The organism is Paenarthrobacter sp. AT5 (genome assembly GCF_032764245.1).
Classification (GTDB): Bacteria; Actinomycetota; Actinomycetes; order Actinomycetales; family Micrococcaceae; genus Arthrobacter; species Arthrobacter ureafaciens.
Map to the genome: position 1 here is coordinate 3,742,379 of NZ_CP136441.1, position 17,653 is coordinate 3,760,031.

The window sequence follows — 17,653 nt, forward strand, 5'->3', positions numbered from 1 at the left end:
GTTATGACCGGCGCCGGACTCCAGTTCCGCCGTCGGGCGTTGCTCAAGCGCGGAAGGCCGCGGCCCTTATTGGGGGCCGCGGCCTTCATCACGAAGGCGTATTTCCCGCGGTCTTTGTACGCCCACATGATGATTTATCCACACGCGGGAAATTCCAGCGTGTGCTCGTCCCCACCGCCAAACGGTCGGGGTACGGTGGATTCAGAACCATGCTGGGGGCAGGGTATTTTGTGGACCCCGGTAGCCGTACCAGCAGTCGAACAAGCAAAGGAATGCCATGAGCAACCCTCCCTACCCGCCCTCGAACCCGGGCGACTCCGGCCCCGAGCAGCAGGGGTCCCAGCCCTCAACACCGCAGTACGGCCAGCAGTCCCAGCCGCAGGCGCCGCAGTACGGGCAGCCGGCGGCTCCCCAGTACGGTCAGCAGACGCCGCAGTATGGCCAGCAAGCCCCACAGTATGGTCAACAGGCACCGCAGTACGGGCAGCAGGCTCCCCAGTATGGGCAGCAGGGTTCGCCTTACGGCCAAGCTGCTCCGCAGTACGGGCAGGACACCAACTGGCCCAGCCAGCAGCCCGGTCCCAGCGGCGTCCCCCAACTGGTCAACGTTTCCTTCTGGATGATCCTTGCTGCCGGCATCCTGACCCTGATCTCCATCCCCATAACCATCGCCCTGCTGAACTCCAGCGAAGGCCAGTCCATGATTCAGGACGCCCTTGATGCGCAGGGCACCAGCGGAAGCGAAATCTCGGTGAGCAGCATCGTTGGCGTTGCCATCACGTTCGTGGTCATCATTTCGCTCATCATGGCCGGGCTGTATGCCTTGGTCGCCTTCAAGATCCGCAAGGGCAAGAACTGGGCCCGCATCCTGGGCACGGTCTTCGCTGCGATTTCGCTTCTCGGCCTGACCCAGATCGGCGTGGGCACCATCACCATCCTGCTCGGCGTTGCCGCGATGGTGTTGCTTTACCTGCCGGCTACTGCTCCCTACTTCCGTAAGCAGCAGGCCTTCGGCAACCCGTACCAGAACCCTTACGGCCGCTAGGCCATCACTTCACGGTCAGAGGCCGTGAACTTTCAACGACGGGCACGGACCCGGCGGGCTAAACGGCCTCGCCCGGAGTCTGTGCCCGTTGTGCGTGGTACGCCAGGATCTGCAGCTCGGTGGCCATGTCGACTTTCCGCAGGTTGACGTGCGGCGGGACCTGAAGGAGCACGGGTGCGAAGCTCAGGATGCTACGGATCCCCGCGGCGATAACCCGGTCGCAGACTTGCTGGGCAACTGTTGCAGGGAGCGCCAACACCACCATGTTGGCGTGGGTCCGCTCCAAGACGCGTTCCAGCTCGGCGGCATCGCTGACCCGCAGCCAGCCCACCTCGTTGCCGATCACCATGGGATCGGCGTCGAAAATGGCAACAACATCGAAGCCACGGGACTCGAACCCTCCGTACCGGGCCAGCGCCTTGCCGAGGTTACCGGCACCAACAATCGCGACCTTCCAGTCGTGCGTCAGCCCCATGGCAGCGGCGATGTGGCGGCTGAGATTCTGCACCTCGTAGCCCACCCCCCGGGTGCCGTAAGACCCCACGTAGGACAGGTCCTTGCGGAGGGTGGAGGAGCTGACACCGGAAGCCTCAGCCAAGGCCTCCGAAGAGACCCGCTCCACGCCTTCAGCCAGGAGCGAGTTCAGCGCGCGCAAGTAGAGGGTCATCCGGGCCACAGCCGCGGGCGGGATCTGCTTCGTGGCAGATTCATGGTCCCCCGTTGTTGCTTCAGGGGACGGTTCCAGCGCAGTCACGGTTTTCTCCATTGCGTCACTTTGTTGTTCAACTCTATGGCCCCCGGCCACGCTCAACAAAAGCCGTTACCTCCCGGTTGCTGCCGCTCAGGCCGCCAGGGCCTTCTTGAGAATCCGCATCAACCGCTGTTCGTCGATGGTCCAAAAATCCCGCTGCACGCCGTCCACCAGGACCACCGGGATCTCCTCTGCGTACTTCTGCTGCAGCTCAGGATCATCCTCGATCCGCTGCTCCGTCCACGCCACTCCGAGCCCGGAGGTCACGCGCTCGACGGCGGCGCGGGCCGCCGTGCAGAGGTGGCAGTCAGCTTTGGTGAGGAGGACGACGTCGGGAGTAGCCATGCCTCCACGTTAACCCCCGTCCAGCCCATCCCTCTGCCACATCCCACCCCCACCCGACCATCCCTCTCCCACATCCCACCCCCACCCGACCATCCCTCTCCCACATCCCACCCGCGGGGCGGCGTGAACGCGCCTCCCAGCGAGGGGCGGCGGCAATTGACTAGACTCAATGCATGCCCGAGGAGAATAACGCCGCCATAGCCGCGGCTGCCCTAGCGCAGTCGAATACCGGTGAGGCTGCTTTCTTCGACGTGGACAACACCTTGATGAAGGGCGCGAGCCTCTTCCATGTGGCCCGGAAAATGTACGAACGAAGGGCCTTCACGCTGTCCCAGGCGGCGGGGTTTGCCTGGAAACAGTTCAAATTCGTATTGCGTGGCGAAAACCTGGATGATGTCCATGCCGTCCGGGACTCGGCCTTAACGCTCGCCGCAGGAATCACTGTCGATGACATCAAAGCACTTGGCGAAGAGGTCTACGACGAAATGATCGAGTCCAGGATTTGGCCCGGCACCAAGGCCTTGGCGGAGCAGCATCTTCGAATTGGTCGACCCGTCTGGCTGGTTACTGCAACTCCTATCGAAGTTGCCACAGTGATATCCACCAGGCTTGGGCTGACCGGCGCTTTGGGTACCGTCGGTGAGATCGAGGACGGTATGTATACCGGGCGCTTGGTGGGCGACATTCTGCATGGTCCGGCCAAAGCAGTCGCCGTCAGCCTGGTCGCTGAAAGGGAAGGCCTGGATTTGGAGCACTGCTGGGCCTACAGCGACTCCGCCAATGACATCCCCCTCCTCACCATGGTGGGCCATCCCGTGGTGATCAATCCTGATTCCCGGCTTCGCAAGCACGCCCGCGAGAACAACTGGCCGGTCTACGACTTCCGCTCCGGTCGCCGCGCGGCGACCCTCGGCCTCAAAGCCGCTACGGTGGGTGGGGCTGTTTATGGATTGTGGCGGGGATTCAGTCGCTTCCGCACCCCCCGCTGATCCTCTATCACCTCCCGCCGCCTTTCCCAGCTTCCTCTATCACTTCCCGCCCGGTTTTCCGGGTTCCTCTATCAGATCCCGCCCCGTTTTCCGGCTTCCTCTATCACTCGGTCAGATCGGCTGCCGACCTGTGGATAACTTCTGCGGGCATCGAGGCTTTCCGGCAACAATGCCTTTATGGAAAAGCCTTCTCTCATCAGCCCTAGACTGCCTTACGCGCCCTTTACATTGAATGAAGCCAAAGCTGCGGGGTTACAACAGACCGAGCTATGGCGGCGAGCTGACATCGATCCTGTCAGCAGGGGCCTCTATCGACCGGTGGAGTGGGATTTCGACCTTGCAGCGGCAGCGCGGTCGTTGTCCGCCGCCAGCCCGGGCGCATGGATTTCACACGTTACTGCCGCAAGATTACAGGGACTTTTCCTTCCGCCGTGGTTGTCAGATTCCAACGAACTGCACCTCAGCAAACCCAGGAAGCTTCCGCCTGTGCGCCGCAAAGGAGTGGTCGGACATACCGTGTTGGCCTTTGACGGTGAAGTCGAAGAGACGCAGGGAATTCGGATGACCACGCGTTCGAGGACGTGGCTCGACTTGGCCACACAACTACCGTTATACGACCTCATCTGCGTTGGAGATCAGCTCATACGCGTGCCGAGGCCGGAGTTGGAAGGACGAACTGCTCCATACACAACCCTCGCTGAACTGCGCACACTGCTGGACCGTCACCGCAGAAGGCAGGGCGTCGTCCGCGCGCGTGAGGCCCTCGAGCTTTTGCGCGTCGGCGCTGATTCGGCACCGGAAACGCGGCTTCGGCTCGCCATGCTCGATGCTGGCCTCCCGGAGCCTGAACTCCAAGTGAAACTTCGGGTAGGGGATCCCTTCTCGCCGACTACCGACCTGGGCTTCAGGGCCCGCCGGCTCGCCATACAGTACGACGGCGGCCATCACCTTGAGGAGGAACAGATCCTCAGCGATATGCGCAGGGATAAAGCCTTTCGGGCGGCCGGATGGACCGTTTTGGTATTCGACAAAGACGACGCGGGAGAAGACTTCGTCTCTGCAACGAAGCAGATCAAAAAGGCACTGCGGACGGCGTGGATGGACCCTTCGGTCGAGTCCGGCTTTGCCCGGGGGTGATAGATGGACGCCCCGAAACCGGCGGGAGGTGATAGAGGGACACCCCGAAACGGGCGGGAGGTGATAGAGGGACGCCCCGAAACCGGCGGAACGTGATAGAGGAACACCCCCCACAACCGGCGGGAGGTGATAGAGGGGCACCCTAAAGGGCGCGGGAGGTGATAGAGGGATGCAGGAGGGGCGGGGATGCAGAAATGCCCGTTACCTTGGAGGCAACGGGCATTCACGCTTGATGAAGTATTTCTACTTCTTATTGCGGCGCTGGTGGCGAGTCTTGCGAAGCAGCTTGCGGTGCTTCTTCTTGGCCATACGCTTGCGGCGCTTCTTAATAACTGAACCCACGAAAGTTCCTTACAAACTAGATGAAGGTCCTGTCTGTTGGAACGGATCCGCGGACAAAGCAGCAGACAGTACAACTGACAGATTCTTACAATGACGTAAAACGTTCCTTAACAGGGTACCGCTTCGCAGAGGTACCCGATGACCACGGCCCGCTGTGCGGACAATCGGCACTCAGGCGGTCTCGGTTTGCCCGTCCACAACAGCACCTTTCAGGTACTGTGCGACGGCCTCCTCGGGGACACGGAAAGAACGGCCGAACCTGACGGCCGGCATTTCTCCGGAGTGAACCAAGCGGTACACGGTCATTTTGGAAACGCGCAGGACGTCGGCCACTTCGGCCACCGTCATGAAACGCGCGTTCGAGAAGTTAGTCTCCGCGGACATTTCCCATATTCCTTTGCTCTCAGACAATAGGACACCCCCAGCAGAACGGTGTGCCGATGCTGAGCCATCAAACAACCATGTCTAGATACTCTAGAGGCTGATGGTGCCAATGTGAAAGCACTTTGGGAAAAGTGGGACTGTACTTCCCGCCTACTCCCCCGACGCCAGCCGACGCTTCCGGGCCGAGGCCGCCAGCTGCTCCAGAACGGAAGCAGTAACGTCCCACTCCATGCAAGCATCCGTGACGCTCTGGCCGTAGACGAGGTCCTGTTCCCCCGCGAGCTGCTTGGCGACGTCCAGGTTCTGCGCTCCGCCAACCAGGAAGCTTTCCAGCATGACGCCGGCGATGGGGGTGGCCGGATCGGATTCCAGCTGGGCGCCGATCTCCAGCGCCACTTCGGCCTGGCGGTGGTGGCTCTTCCCGCTGTTGGCGTGGCTTGCGTCGACGATCAGCCGGGGGTTCAGGCCCTTCGAAGAGAGCTTTTCCGAGGCATGGGCCACGTCATCCTGCGAGTAGTTGGGGCCCTTGCGTCCGCCGCGGAGAATCACGTGCGTGTCCGGGTTTCCAGCGGTTGCCACCAAAGCCGCCCGGCCGTCGTCGTCGATTCCCAGGAAGGCCTGTTCGGCGGCAGCGGCGCCGCAAGCGTCGATGGCTACCTGGAGGTCGCCGTCGGTACCGTTCTTGAAGCCGATGGGCATGGACAGTCCGGAGGCGAGCTGGCGGTGGATCTGGCTTTCGGTGGTCCGCGCGCCGATGGCACCCCAGGAAACCAGGTCAGCCATGTACTGCGGGCTGATGGGTTCCAGGAACTCCGTGGCGGTGGGCAACCCCAAGGAAGTGACCTGCTTCAGGAAGCCGCGGGCGGCGCGGAGGCCGGAGGCGATGTCATGGCTGCCGTCCAGGTGGGGATCGTTGATGAGGCCCTTCCACCCCACGGTGGTGCGCGGCTTTTCGAAGTAGGTCCGCATGACGATCAGCAGGTCTTCCTTATGCTTTTCTGCCTGGCTGACCAGCCGCCGGGCGTATTCGAGGCCTGCCTTGGGGTCATGGATGGAGCAGGGGCCCACGATCACCAGCAGCCGGTCGTCGACGCCGTCCATGACGGCGCGTACTTCGTCGCGGCCACGGTCGACGACGGCAGCCGAGCGGGCGTCCAGCGGCAACTCGGCGATGATGTCCTGGGGTGCCGGAAGGGGCTCGAAGCGGGCCACCCGAAGGTTGGAGGTGGCGGGCTGCGCGGCGCCAAGGGCATCAACGGGGTGGGCGGCTGCAGCGGTTTCGTGGGCGATGCTGGTCATTTTCTGGGTCCTGTTCCGGTGGCGGAGCGGGCCCCTTTTCAGAACCCGCCGGATATGGCGAAGGGCAGAGAATCATCTCTGCCCTGTTGGCTCTGAAGGAAAGTTGGATGCGTGTCAGTTAGACGCGGGCCCCTCCAGAGCCAACGAAAAATACGCATACCAACGCTTAGTCATAGCCACACCATAACCGCGGCGAATCAACCCCGGCAAATCGCGTCCGTCATGATGACAAAAGTTTGCGCAGGAACTGCAACTGCTTGATCCAGTGGTGTTCCTGCCCGCCCTCGTGGTTGTTGAAACGGTAGACCTCAATGTCCTTTTCCGGGGTACCGCCGGTAAGGCCGTAGTTGTTGTAGCCGGCAAAAACAGTGGACGGCGGGCAAATGTCGTCCATTTGGGCGGCGGAGAAGAGGGCCGGAACGGTGGCGGCCCTCCCCAAGTGCACGCCGTCGAAGTAGTTCAGCACGGCGAGCATGGCCTCGTAGCGGTCCCGGTGCCGGCCGAGGAAGGAGGCGATCTCCGGGTACGGTCCGCGGGGAGTAATGTCGATGGCCCGCGGGAAGTCCTGCAGGAACGGGACGTCGGGCATGGCGGCGATAACGCCGTCGAGCCTTCCCGCTGCCAGCCCCGCGGTGGCCACGGTGATGCCGCCGCCCTGGCTGATGCCCGTCAGCACCACTTTGGAAGGGTCGACGGCGGGATGGCTCTGTGCCGCTTCGACGGCACGGAAGGCGTCAACATAGACACGGCGGAAGTAGTAGTCATCCTGGTGCCGGATGCCGCGGGTCATCAGGCCGGCATAGGCCACGTCCCCAGCAGAGGAATGGGGATCCGGGGTATCGCCGGAAACGCCGCCGTAGCCCTGGCCGCGCGAGTCCATGATGAAGTGCGCGTATCCGGCCTGCGCCCAGCGTGTGTTCTGGTTGGCCAGCCCCCGGCCACCCGAGTAGCCGATGAACTCAACCACAACGGGCAGGCGCTGCCCGGGCTGGAGGTGTGCGGGGAGGTGCAGCCAGCCCTTGATCCGGTGGCCGCCGAAGCCGGAGAAGGTGACGTCAAAGGTGTCGATGACGGCGAGGTAGTTGTCGACGGGCTCGAAGGTGGCATCGAGGGAAAATTGGCGCGCTTCCTCAATGGTCCGGTCCCAGAACGGTTGGAGGTCGGCCGGCTGGACGGCGCTGGAGGTGTAGTCGCGGAGCTGTTCGAGGGGAAGGTCGAAAAGAGGCATGGTCCGTTCCAAGGAGAGAGGGGTTGGTGGTAGCGCAGTTGAGGACATCCTACGTCATGGCAGCGTGGTCTCCGTCACTTAGGGGCCCGACCATCAGGTTCCGGTAGGCGGCCCGGAGCGGAGCCATCTGGCGGATCCCGAAGTAGCCTCCGCCCAAGGGCACGGCCGCCGGGTCCGACCATGCGAACAAGGACAAACCGTTGATGGAGAAAAGGACCTCCGGCCCGTCCTTGACCACTTCCATGCGGTAGAAGCCATCCGCATCCTCGGCCGGCGGGAGCGGATCGGCTCCCTGCGCCACGAGTTCGAATCCGGCGCTCTTCCGGAGGTTGCAGGTGCGGAACGCGCGCTCGGAAGCGTACTTGTGCCGGAAGTAGGAGATATGAAGGGCGTCGATGTCGCCGGAGTGGTACTGCGGATAGAACCCGGTGCGCGGAGTGAGGGCCGAGGAAAACAGGTCTTCGCCACCGTGGCCGCGGGCCGCAAAGAACACCATCGCCAAGCCCGGTTCTTCGATCGGCTTGAACTCCCACGTGATGCGGACGTGGTCCGGCAATTCGCGGGGACACCACAGCGTCCAGTGGGCATGGTCGCCGCGGACTTCAGGATCAAGCGCGCCCGAAAGCAGCAGCGCCGGCCCGCCGTCGTCGCCTGCACCGCCGTCGTCGCCTGGACCGTCGTCGTATGTTTCCAACCGGACCGGCCCCTCGGCGATCCAGTCGGCAACGTCGTCGGGTCCCCTGAGCTTGTTCCCGTAAACAGTAGCGACGCTCAAGCCTGCACCCCTGCGCTCAACGACACCGGCAGACCAAACCCGAGCGTTTCCAGTTCGCCCGCCACGTGAGCCGCGATCAACCGCGCACCCTTCTCATGAAAGTGCGTGTTGTCCTCGAGGCCGCCAACCCAATGCGCATGCTCCCCGGGTGCGAAGTGGAAGAACAGCTCCGTGGAACCCTCCTCCCCCAATTCCAGGTACAGTGCGCGGGTCCAGCGGTTCAGGTCGATGACGTCCAGTCCCAGCTCGCCTCCGAGTTCACGCACGACGGCGGGATACTCACCGAGCGTCTCCTGAAGGGCGCCGCCGTCGAAATGCCGTCGTTCCACCGGGGTACACAAAATCGGAATCCCGCCCTTGGAACGCACCTCGGCAACCATGCGCCGGAGGTTCCCCGCGTAGCCTGTCCGGGCGGCGAGGTGGGCGCGCTTCTGGTCGTTGTGTCCGAACTGGATCAGGACCACGTCGCCTTGGACCGTCTGATGGAGAAGCTGGTGCCAGAGGCCTTCCTCGCGGAACGACTCCGTAGTGGCGCCGCCCTTGGCGTAGTTGTGCACGGCCGCCCACCAGTAGGTTTCGGGCGCAAGGTGGGCGCCCCAACCGCTCATGGGGTATTCGTAACTTGGGCAGGCCGCCACTGTGGAGTCGCCCGCGAGGAGGATTTTCATGTTTGTCCTTTGGTGTGAGCCTTGTGAGCCTCAGCCCTTCACTGAGCCGATCAGCATTCCCTTGGCGAAGTGCTTCTGGAGGAAGGGATAGAAGATAAGGATGGGCAGGGTGGCCACGACGATCACCGCGAATTTCACGCCTTGCTCGGGCGGGATGTAGGTGGGGTCCACATTGCCGGTACCCAGGAGGTCCGACGCTGCCGTCACTTGCCGGAGGTACATCTGCAGGGTCCACATACTGTTGTCGCTGAGGTACAGCAACGGAGACATGAAGTCGTTCCAGATCCCGACGGCGTAGAACAGGGCAAACGTGGCCAGCACGGGCTTGGACAACGGCAGCAGGATGCGCCAGAGAATTCCAATCTCCGTAGCGCCGTCCATCTTGGCGGACTCCTCCAGTTCTCCGGGTAGCTCCTGGAAGAAGTTCTTGATGATGATCAGGCTGAACGGGTTGATGGCTGCCGGCAGGATCAACGCCCAGTATGTGTTCAGGAGGCCGAGGTCCTTGACCAGAAGGAAGGTGGGGATCATTCCGCCGGAGAAGACCATGGCAAAGACCACCAGGGAAAGGATCAGCTTCCGGCCCCGGAGTCCGCGCTTGGCCAGCGGGTAGGCCATGGTCACCGTCAGCAGGAGCTGGATCAGGGTGCCCACCAGGGTCACGAGCACCGTGGTGAGCAGGGCCTTGGTGAACGCAGGCGTGGAGAAGATGTACTCGTAGGAACCGAGCGTGAACTGTTCAGGCCAGATGAAGAACGGCCGCCTGGTGATTTCCGCTTCGGAGGCGAACGATCCGGCAAGGACGTACACGAACGGCAGCAGGGTGACGATCCCCACCAGGGACAGGAAAACGTAGTTGGCGGCGTCGAAGATCCGCCCGCCTCGGGTGTTGTGAATCTTCATTAGAACAGTCCGCTCTGGTTGAAGCGTTTTGAGAGCCAGTTGGTGCCGAAGATCAGCACGATGCCCACCAGCGACTTGAAAAGCCCGACGGCGGTGCTATAGCTGTAGGCGCCTTGGGTGATGCCAACAAAGTAGACGTAGGTATCGAAGACATCGGCCACACTGCGGTTGAGTGCGTTGGTCATGAGGTAGATCTGCTCGAAGCCGGTGTTGAGCATCTGTCCGATGGCCAGGATGAGCATCACGATCACCGTGGACCGGATGCCGGGAAGGGTGATGTGCCAAACACGCCGGAAGCGGCCGGCGCCGTCGATGATTGCGGCCTCGTACTGGTCCTGGTCAACGGTTGCCAGCGCGGCGAGGAAAATAATGGTTCCCCAGCCGGTGTTCTTCCAGATTTCCTGGAGCACGATCAGCGGCCGGAACCAGTTGGGATCGGAGAGGATGTCCACGTTGGTGCCGAAGAGTCCGTTGACGAACTGGAAGAGCGGGCCGATGTCCAGCGCGAACAACAGGAAACTCAGGGACGCGACGATGGTCCAGGACAGGAAGTGCGGAATGTAGACGAGCGTCTGGACGGTGCGCTTGAGGATGCTGAGCCGGACTTCGTTGAGCAGCAGCGCCAGCACGATGGTCAGCGGGAACGCGATGCCCAGGTTGAGGAAGGCAAGGATCAGCGTGTTGCCGAGCAGCCGGGGAAAGTCAGGGTTCGCGAAGAAGTCCTGGAAATGCTGCGTTCCCACCCAGGGGCTGCCGTTGACGCCGAGGAAAGGAACGTAGTCCTTGAAGGCGATGGACACCCCGTACATGGGTCCGTACCGGAAGATCGCAAAGTACAGGAGCCCCGGGAGCAGGAGCAGGTAGAGCCACTTGTAGTGGGCGAAGTGGACGGCAAAACCGCGCCGCCGCGCCGGGGCGGGCGGCTGCGTGGCCGCCCGCTCCGGAGCTTTGGTCTCAACGACGGGCGCTGTCACTTCTTGTTTTCCTGCCAGAGCTTGTTGATTTCTTCCTTGACCTTGTCACCGCCGCTGGTGTTCCACAGCTTGATGGCGTCCTTCAGGCCCTGCTCATCGATCTGGCCGGCGAGGTACTTGATGCGGGCGTCGGCAACGATGTTGTCCAGCTGGGCGCCCTTGGCAACGTAGGTTGGCGAGACGAAGGCCGCGGCCGGGTTGTAGACGGCGCTCTTGAGGTCCTCGGCCATCACGTTCTGGCGGTCTTCGAACACTTTTTGTTCGTACTCGGAGGCCTGCTTGACGTCGTAGAAGTTGTTGCCGGTGACGTTGGTGCCAAGCTGTGAGTAGCTCTTGACGTCGGTGTTGATTTCTTTGCCTTCCGGAGTCTCCGGCGTGATCTTGGCAGCGAGGTTGTCCTGGACCGTGAAGTTGACGCCTTCGATGCCGTTGTTCAACAGCACGGCCGCTTCCTTGCTGTTCATGGTGTCCAGGAACTTCAGGACGTTATCCAGCTCAGCTTCCGTGCGGACGCTGGACTTGGGGATGGCCAGGAATCCCGAGTAGCCGTCCGTGGGGTGGGCGTGCAGTTCTCCGTCCGGGCCCTTCAGGCTTCCCACGAAGCCCACTTTGTTCTGGAAGTCAGCAGGGTTGGCCTGCTTGAAAAGGTTGATCAGCACGCTGACCCGGGAGTCGACGTCGACGATGATTCCGCCCTTGCCGTTGAAGAACGGCTCGTTCCACTTGGTGGGATCGAAGGTGGCGAAATCCGGGTTGATGAGTTTCTCGTCCACCATCTTCTTGATGAACCGGTCGGCTTCGAGGAATTCGTCCGTTTCGAAGCTCGGGACCAGCTTGCCGTCCCGTTCCGTCCAGCGGTTGCCTGCGCCAAACCAGGTTTCCATCAGGTCGTAGGGGCTGTTGGTGCCCAGCGATCCCCATTTGGGGATGGTGATTCCGTAGGTGTCATTCTGGCCGTTGCCATCCGGATCCTGTTCGGTGAAGGCCTTGGCAACTTTGTAAAGGTCTTCCACCGTTTCAGGAGCCTTCATGCCGACTTTGTCCAGCCAGTCCTGCCGGAACATCACGGCCGCGCGGATCGGGTTGCGGGCCCGGAACACCCCGTACACCTTTCCGTTGACGCTTGCGTTCTGTTGGACTTCAGGGAAGGTGGTCTTGAGGTTGGGGTAATCCTTGAGCTTGTCCGTCAGGTCCCAGAACGCCCCGGCCTCGGCGTTCTTCACGAAGCCCGGGGACTTGCTCTGGACCACCAGCACCTGTGGAATGTCCGAGGAAGCCAGGGTGATGTTCATCTTGTCTTCGTACGAGGCATTCGGTGCCCACGAGATAGTGATGTCCTTGCCGGTCATCTCTTCGAGCTTCTTCTGTACAGCCCCGTCGGAGGAAGGCGGCTGCGCCTCAAGGAATGGCGCCATGATGCTGATGCTCTTCATGTCGGCGGCTTGGGGCTCACCCCCGCCGCATGCGGTCAGCGCCAGTGCGGCGGAAACAACGACGGCGGCTGCGAGCGTTGATCTTCTACGGTTCATGATGTTCCTTTTCCACTTCTTCGGGGTTGGTGTCCGTCGGGAGTTCCAGGCTTCGGCCGCCGTGGAACCGTTTGATGGTCCACAGCTGCGTACTCACCAAAATTTGATACGTTTCATTAATGCCGCCGCCAGAGCCGGACAGAGTGTTCAGATCCCCTCCTGGCGACCGGCCGGGGATGGCTTGCCCAGGCGGGACAGGCGAGGGAGCTGCACCCACGGCATCCCAAGGCGCGACATCGAGGGCCCGGTGCAAAACAGGCCGCATTACCGGCACTTCGGGACCAAGGTCACGCAAGGCTGGCCTCCTTGTTTGCCGGCACGGCGGTGGCGGTGGCAACAAGAGCCGGCCGGGCAGCGGTCACACGTGACGCTGCTCCGGAAGCGGCCGGCGGCGCCAGCACCTCAGCGGCACCATCAGCGGCCGCGCTTCCCTGGGCAACGGCGTCGTCATTGGCTGTGAAGAAGCGGTCGCACAACCAGCCCGTGACGTACAGCCAGGCGCCGACCCCGAAGAACGGAATGAGCCCCGGAACCTGGCGGCACGCGAACGCGGCGGCCGCCGTCATAAAGAGCAGGATGGCCGTCCCGGCCAGGTGGCGCATGGCGAAGCGCGAAGACATGAGGAAGTACTGGGGAATGGTCAGTTCGTAGCGGGCAAACATCGGGAAGAGGTGGCAGAGGGCGCCCGCAGCGAACAGGACCAGCAGGAGAACGGCCATGGATGCCACCTGCGAGCCAAGGTCCCAGCCGGCCGAGAAGTAGCTCCAGTTCAGGAACAAGGCAACGGCAACCAACAGCACCGGAACGCCCAGCAGATTCCCTTTGAGGAAGTTCTTGAAGTACTCACGCGCAAATCGCTTCAGCAGCGGCGCCGCGTTTCCTCGAACCCGGTCGCGCACCAGGATGTGCGCGGCCGTCGTGCTTGGGCCTATACCCAGGACCACCCCGCCCAGAAGGGTGAAAGTGAGCCAGAAAATGTTGAGGCAGGCGATCCAGAGAAGTGTGTCGAAGAAGGTGTAAGCCCGGAATCCGAGTCCGCCAGACGGCATGGAACTCCCCCCCTTTCTCCATCGTTGCAGAATTGGCAGCCGCGTGTGCGGCATCACAAAGTAAACGGTTTCAGGCAATCTAGCCGCGTCCCGCTATGCCGGTCAAGGGTTTGTTTGAATCGTTACATCTTCTCGGTAGCTTCAGCGCAGCTCCAAGGGCTGCCTGCGGGAAAGCGCTTGCCGCGACCGGCACCGAGGCGATAACCTGAAGGCCCGAACCAACTCCGGACGTGGCGATGGCGTCATCCGCCCCTCGTCCAGCCCGCTGTTGTGAACCGCCAGAGGAGACCCATGGGCACGCCGTCAACCGATTCGCCAACCTCGTCTGTGAAGGTGCCCGCCGCCTCCTCCGGAACTGCCCGGGTTGCACTGGTTGGCGTCCACGGATTCGGCGAACACCACCTGCACAACCTGGAGCGGCTCAGCGGCGAAAAGCTGGTGGACCTCGTTGCCGTGGCCGACCCCAACCCGCCCGCCGCAGGCACCCTGCCCGGCACAACGGCTGTCTATCCGGACCTGGACACACTTCTGGCCGCGGACCACAGGCCGGACATCGTCATTGTTGCCACCCCCATCCAGACCCATGCACCACTTGCTTTGTCCGTGCTGGCTTCCTCGGCCCACCTCTACCTTGAGAAACCTCCCGTTGCTTCCATGAAGGACTTCCTCCACCTGCAGGAGGCTGCCGGGAAAGCCGGCAAGAGTGTCCAGATCGGCTTCCAGAGCCTTGGCTCCCACGCCCTCAAGGCGCTGGAGCAGCTCGCCAAGGGTGAAGCAACCGCAGACTTCCCCTCAATCGGCAGACTCAAAGGGATATCGGCTACAGGCCGCTGGGTGCGCGACCGGGCCTACTACGCCCGGTCACGATGGGCCGGAAAACGTAGCCTGGATGGCGTGGACGTGGTGGATGGCGTGGCAACCAACCCGTTGGCCCACGCCATTGCCACGGCACTGCGGATCGCAGGGGCCCGCACCGCAGCCGACCTCCAATCGGTGGATACCGATCTTTACCGGGCCAACGACATAGAAGCCGACGACACCTCCGTGATCCGCATGCGCACCGTCCAGGGGCTGCCGATCACCTGTGCCCTGACGCTCTGCGCTTCAGAATCGGTGGAACCGTACGTCACCCTGCACGGCACTGAAGGAACGGCGGTGTTCCACTACACCGAGGACCGCGTGACCGTCCGCACCGAGGCCGGCGAAGCAACACGGGAGTTCGGACGGGACGACCTGACGGAGAACCTCCTGAGCCATCTTTCCGAAGGCACCCCGCTCCTGAGCCCGCTGGATCACAGCGGCGCCTTCATGAAGGTCCTGGAAGCCGTCCGAACAGCTGAACCACCAACCGCCATCCCGTCCGATGAAGTGAACTGGGTGGGAACGGGCCAACAGGCCCACGCGGTACTTCCCGGGATCGAAGAGATTCTGGAACGGGCCACAAAAGCCCACGCCACGTTCTCCGAGCTCGGGGTCTCCTGGGCCTGCCGGGATTCGACCGGCACAGAGCCGCTGTTCACGGATTCCACGGAGGCCTCCCTGCAACGCGGTTCAACGCTCTGGAACGAGCTCTCACCGCGGCCCTACCTGCACCCGGTCTCCACGCTTGCGGGAACAGTTGTTACCGACCACATGCCCGTGGACCACGCGTGGCATCTCGGCGCCGGGTTCGCCCTCCAGGACGTCAATGGCACCAATTTTTGGGGCGGCCGCAGCTACCGTCGCAGCGCCGGCAGGTACGTGGACCTCGAGGACCACGGCCGGATCGCCATCCAAAGCATCGATCGAGGACCGGGCAAGACCACGCTGGACCTGCAATGGATCGGCGCCGACGGTTCCGCTCTCCTCCGGGAAGTGCGAAGCTTCGAACGTACTTCCATTGACCACCGCACGTGGCGACTGGACATCCGGACCGAGCTGACCGGCGTCGTTGATTGCTCCTTGGGCAGCCCGGGCTCGCATGGCGCAACCGGCAGTGGCTACGGCGGCTTCTTCTGGCGGTTGCCCGCCAACGGTTCGGCCCGCGTCTTCTCCTCCACAGCCGAGGGCGAACCTGACGTGCACGGTACGGTGGCGCCGTGGCTGGCGTGGACCGGGGATTTCGACGGCGGCCCGGCGACTCTGGTGTTCGGCGCGCCCGCCGAGTCCACGGATCCGTGGTTCGTGCGCCTCAACCAATACCCGGCGGTGGGTTCAGCCTTGGCCTGGGATTCACCGGTGGACCTCGCTGCAGGCCAGAGCCTGAGCCGCACCATCACAGTCTGGATCAGCGATGGAACGCTCACGCCAGAGGAGATCGAAGGCTTGGTCGCCTAGGCTCGCGAGCGCCTGCGCAGCAACACGGCAACCACCACGGCGGAGGCCATCCCCAATCCGCCCGTGACCACCAGTCCGGTGCGAACGCCGAACTCCTCCGTCAGCCATCCGGCCAGCAAGCCGCCCACGGCATGCCCACCCAGCAGGAGGGGAAAGTACAGTGCCAGCACCCTGCCCCGGACGTGTGATCCTGCCTCAAGTTGCACCGCAGTAGCGGCACTTGTCAGGAACAGCAGGGTCATAAAGCCCACCACCACCAGCATCACAACGAATGATTCCTGGGTGGGCATCAAGGCTGCCAGCAACTGGGACAGGCCGAACAGTCCGGCGCTGGCCACGATTCCCTTGCGGCCGAAGCGTTTGATCCGTGTAGCCAGCAACGCCCCCGTCAACGCTCCCAAGGCGCTGACCGTGTTGAAGAGGCCGAAGCCCGCGGGCCCGCTGTGCCACACCCGGTCAGCGAACGCGGCCAGCACCACGGGCCCGTTCATTCCGAACGCACCCATCAGACCGGCCAGGATCATGGTGAGGAGGAGCGGCGGACGGGCACACACAAAATGGAAGCCGGCCAGGATCTGCCCCCTGCCGTTGGTGCGCGGGAGCGGGTTGTGGTTGTCGGCACCATGGTGCAACTCTGCGGGACGAATCGCCACAATCATGACCAGGACCGCGACCCCAACACCCGCATTGGCCGCAAACGCCGCCGCCGGTCCGGCCTGGGCGATCACGACGCCGGCAAGGGCGGGCCCCAGCATTGCGCCGAGTTGTCCTATGGCGCTGTTGAGCCCGATCGCTGCGGGCAGGCCCCGGTCCCCGACTACCTCGTTGACGAAGACCTGCCGCGCAGGCCCGTCGATGGCGGTGGTGACGCCAAGGATGATGCAGCTGGCGTAGACAACCCCGACGTCGGTTCCGCCGGTTGCGCTCCAAGCGGCCAGTCCCGCTGCCAGCACCGTTGCCACCGATTGGCAGGCCAACAGGATCCGGCGTTTGGGAAAGAGATCCACCAGCACGCCGCTGAGCGGACCCACCACCAGCATGGGCAGGAATTGGAGTGCCACGGCCAGCCCCACCGCTGCGGGGCTTCCGGTCAGTTGCAGGACCAGCCAATCCTGCGCGAGCCGCTGCATCCAGACGCCGCCGCTGCCGGCCAGCGTCAGTGCAACGAAGATGCGGTAGTTGTGCTGCCGGAGCGGGTAGTGCCACGTCTCCGGATCAGGATCGGTTGGAGCAGGACGTCGGGAAGTGAAGCGCTGGGAAAACGGGCGCGGCGGCAAGGCTGGGGTCAGCTCCTATGAGCGGGATCGGATCTTGATGGCGGCTGCGGCGAGGACGAGCGTTCCGGGGACAATCACAAAGAGCGCCTGAAGCATCCACACGAACACCACGGCCATGCCCATCGCTGCAAGCAGCAACAGCGTGCCCGACCAGTCGCGCAGCATTTCTTCCTTGGCGTTCGAGTACGCGGCTACCCAGCGGTCCCGGCCTGCAATCTCTTCCCGGCCGCTCCAACCCGCGGCGATCCTCAGCAGCAGGACGGCGCCCACGGCGGCCAGCGCGACTGTCGCCGGCAGGATCAGCGAGCGTCCCGGCAGTTGCCCCACCAGTGCGAGCAGCAGGTTCAGGACAATCACGACGCCGGCTGCCGCCGTCGTGATCCCGAACTTCCAACTGCCGGGCAGTGCCAGGCGGAAGTTCCGCCACAGGGTTTTGAGGGAATCGTCCCTGCCGCTGAGGTGCCTCTCGAGGTGCGCGACGCCGGCAGCATAGGCCGCGGGCAACGTCACCAACGGCAGGGACAACAGGAGCACTATGACGCCGGCGAGGATGGCTTCGGAAAAGAGGGCAAAGCGGTTGACCGGGATGCCCGGCTTGTCCGAAGACTGTCCAGTGGTGTCCATGATGCTCATGTGCCTTCT

At 63.1% G+C, this 17,653-nt stretch carries 18 protein-coding genes; 4 read left to right on the plus strand and 14 right to left on the minus strand.

Annotated elements, in window-relative coordinates; all coding sequences use genetic code 11:
* Positions 1–277: 277 nt before the first annotated feature.
* Positions 278–1,045, plus strand: coding sequence for a hypothetical protein (locus tag RI444_RS17355; RefSeq protein ID WP_062097793.1), 768 nt, complete (start codon positions 278–280; stop codon positions 1,043–1,045).
* Positions 1,046–1,103: 58 nt separating this feature from the next.
* Here the strand turns inward: RI444_RS17355 and RI444_RS17360 are convergent, their stop codons facing one another.
* Entirely contained in the window at positions 1,104–1,811 is a 708-nt protein-coding gene (locus tag RI444_RS17360; protein ID WP_021474353.1) for a redox-sensing transcriptional repressor Rex, read from the minus strand.
* Between the two features lie 75 nt (positions 1,812–1,886).
* Entirely contained in the window at positions 1,887–2,141 is a 255-nt protein-coding gene (locus tag RI444_RS17365; RefSeq protein ID WP_021474352.1) for a glutaredoxin family protein, read from the minus strand.
* Between the two features lie 173 nt (positions 2,142–2,314).
* Between RI444_RS17365 and RI444_RS17370 the strand changes: the two genes are divergently transcribed.
* Complete coding sequence (locus tag RI444_RS17370; protein ID WP_021474351.1) at positions 2,315–3,130, plus strand: HAD family hydrolase; 816 nt, start codon at positions 2,315–2,317, stop codon at positions 3,128–3,130.
* Between the two features lie 561 nt (positions 3,131–3,691).
* Positions 3,692–4,267: an endonuclease domain-containing protein gene (locus RI444_RS17375; RefSeq protein WP_310649511.1), complete on the plus strand. Its 576-nt coding sequence runs from the start codon at positions 3,692–3,694 to the stop codon at positions 4,265–4,267.
* Between the two features lie 243 nt (positions 4,268–4,510).
* On the opposite strand, the gene RI444_RS17380 is transcribed toward RI444_RS17375, so the two are convergent.
* The 10 genes from RI444_RS17380 to RI444_RS17425 form a co-directional block, all read right to left on the minus strand.
* A complete protein-coding gene (locus RI444_RS17380) occupies positions 4,511–4,609 on the minus strand; it encodes a 30S ribosomal protein bS22 (protein ID WP_003792170.1) in 99 nt (32 codons plus the stop codon).
* Between the two features lie 171 nt (positions 4,610–4,780).
* Positions 4,781–4,993, minus strand: a complete 213-nt coding sequence (locus RI444_RS17385; RefSeq protein WP_021474348.1) for a helix-turn-helix domain-containing protein — start codon at positions 4,991–4,993, stop codon at positions 4,781–4,783.
* Positions 4,994–5,143: 150 nt separating this feature from the next.
* Complete coding sequence (locus RI444_RS17390) at positions 5,144–6,292, minus strand: 3-deoxy-7-phosphoheptulonate synthase (RefSeq protein ID WP_021474347.1); 1,149 nt, start codon at positions 6,290–6,292, stop codon at positions 5,144–5,146.
* A 220-nt stretch (positions 6,293–6,512) separates the two neighbouring features.
* On the minus strand, positions 6,513–7,520 hold the full coding sequence (locus RI444_RS17395; protein ID WP_021474346.1) for an acetylxylan esterase: 1,008 nt from the start codon (positions 7,518–7,520) through the stop codon (positions 6,513–6,515).
* A 49-nt stretch (positions 7,521–7,569) separates the two neighbouring features.
* Positions 7,570–8,295: a DUF1961 family protein gene (locus RI444_RS17400; protein ID WP_069695895.1), complete on the minus strand. Its 726-nt coding sequence runs from the start codon at positions 8,293–8,295 to the stop codon at positions 7,570–7,572.
* Entirely contained in the window at positions 8,292–8,963 is a 672-nt protein-coding gene (locus RI444_RS17405) for a rhamnogalacturonan acetylesterase (protein ID WP_062097801.1), read from the minus strand. The genes RI444_RS17400 and RI444_RS17405 overlap by 4 nt, the downstream gene beginning before the upstream one ends.
* Before the next feature lie 30 nt (positions 8,964–8,993).
* Positions 8,994–9,866 (minus strand): carbohydrate ABC transporter permease, encoded by an 873-nt coding sequence (locus tag RI444_RS17410; protein WP_021474343.1) that lies wholly within the window; start codon positions 9,864–9,866, stop codon positions 8,994–8,996.
* Positions 9,866–10,840 (minus strand): ABC transporter permease, encoded by a 975-nt coding sequence (locus RI444_RS17415; RefSeq protein ID WP_069695897.1) that lies wholly within the window; start codon positions 10,838–10,840, stop codon positions 9,866–9,868. The genes RI444_RS17410 and RI444_RS17415 overlap by 1 nt, the downstream gene beginning before the upstream one ends.
* Positions 10,837–12,369: an extracellular solute-binding protein gene (locus RI444_RS17420; RefSeq protein ID WP_062097805.1), complete on the minus strand. Its 1,533-nt coding sequence runs from the start codon at positions 12,367–12,369 to the stop codon at positions 10,837–10,839. Before RI444_RS17420 ends, RI444_RS17415 begins: the two co-directional genes overlap by 4 nt.
* A 287-nt stretch (positions 12,370–12,656) precedes the next feature.
* Positions 12,657–13,418: a YesL family protein gene (locus tag RI444_RS17425; protein WP_179012865.1), complete on the minus strand. Its 762-nt coding sequence runs from the start codon at positions 13,416–13,418 to the stop codon at positions 12,657–12,659.
* A gap of 291 nt (positions 13,419–13,709) precedes the next feature.
* Between RI444_RS17425 and RI444_RS17430 the strand changes: the two genes are divergently transcribed.
* Entirely contained in the window at positions 13,710–15,734 is a 2,025-nt protein-coding gene (locus RI444_RS17430; RefSeq protein WP_207605595.1) for a DUF6807 family protein, read from the plus strand.
* On the opposite strand, the gene RI444_RS17435 is transcribed toward RI444_RS17430, so the two are convergent.
* Positions 15,731–17,011 (minus strand): MFS transporter, encoded by a 1,281-nt coding sequence (locus RI444_RS17435; RefSeq protein ID WP_079941201.1) that lies wholly within the window; start codon positions 17,009–17,011, stop codon positions 15,731–15,733. The two genes, RI444_RS17430 and RI444_RS17435, sit on opposite strands and share 4 nt — an antisense overlap.
* 15 nt (positions 17,012–17,026) lie before the next feature.
* Positions 17,027–17,644, minus strand: coding sequence for a hypothetical protein (locus RI444_RS17440; protein ID WP_062097808.1), 618 nt, complete (start codon positions 17,642–17,644; stop codon positions 17,027–17,029).
* Between the last annotated feature and the right edge of the window lie 9 nt (positions 17,645–17,653).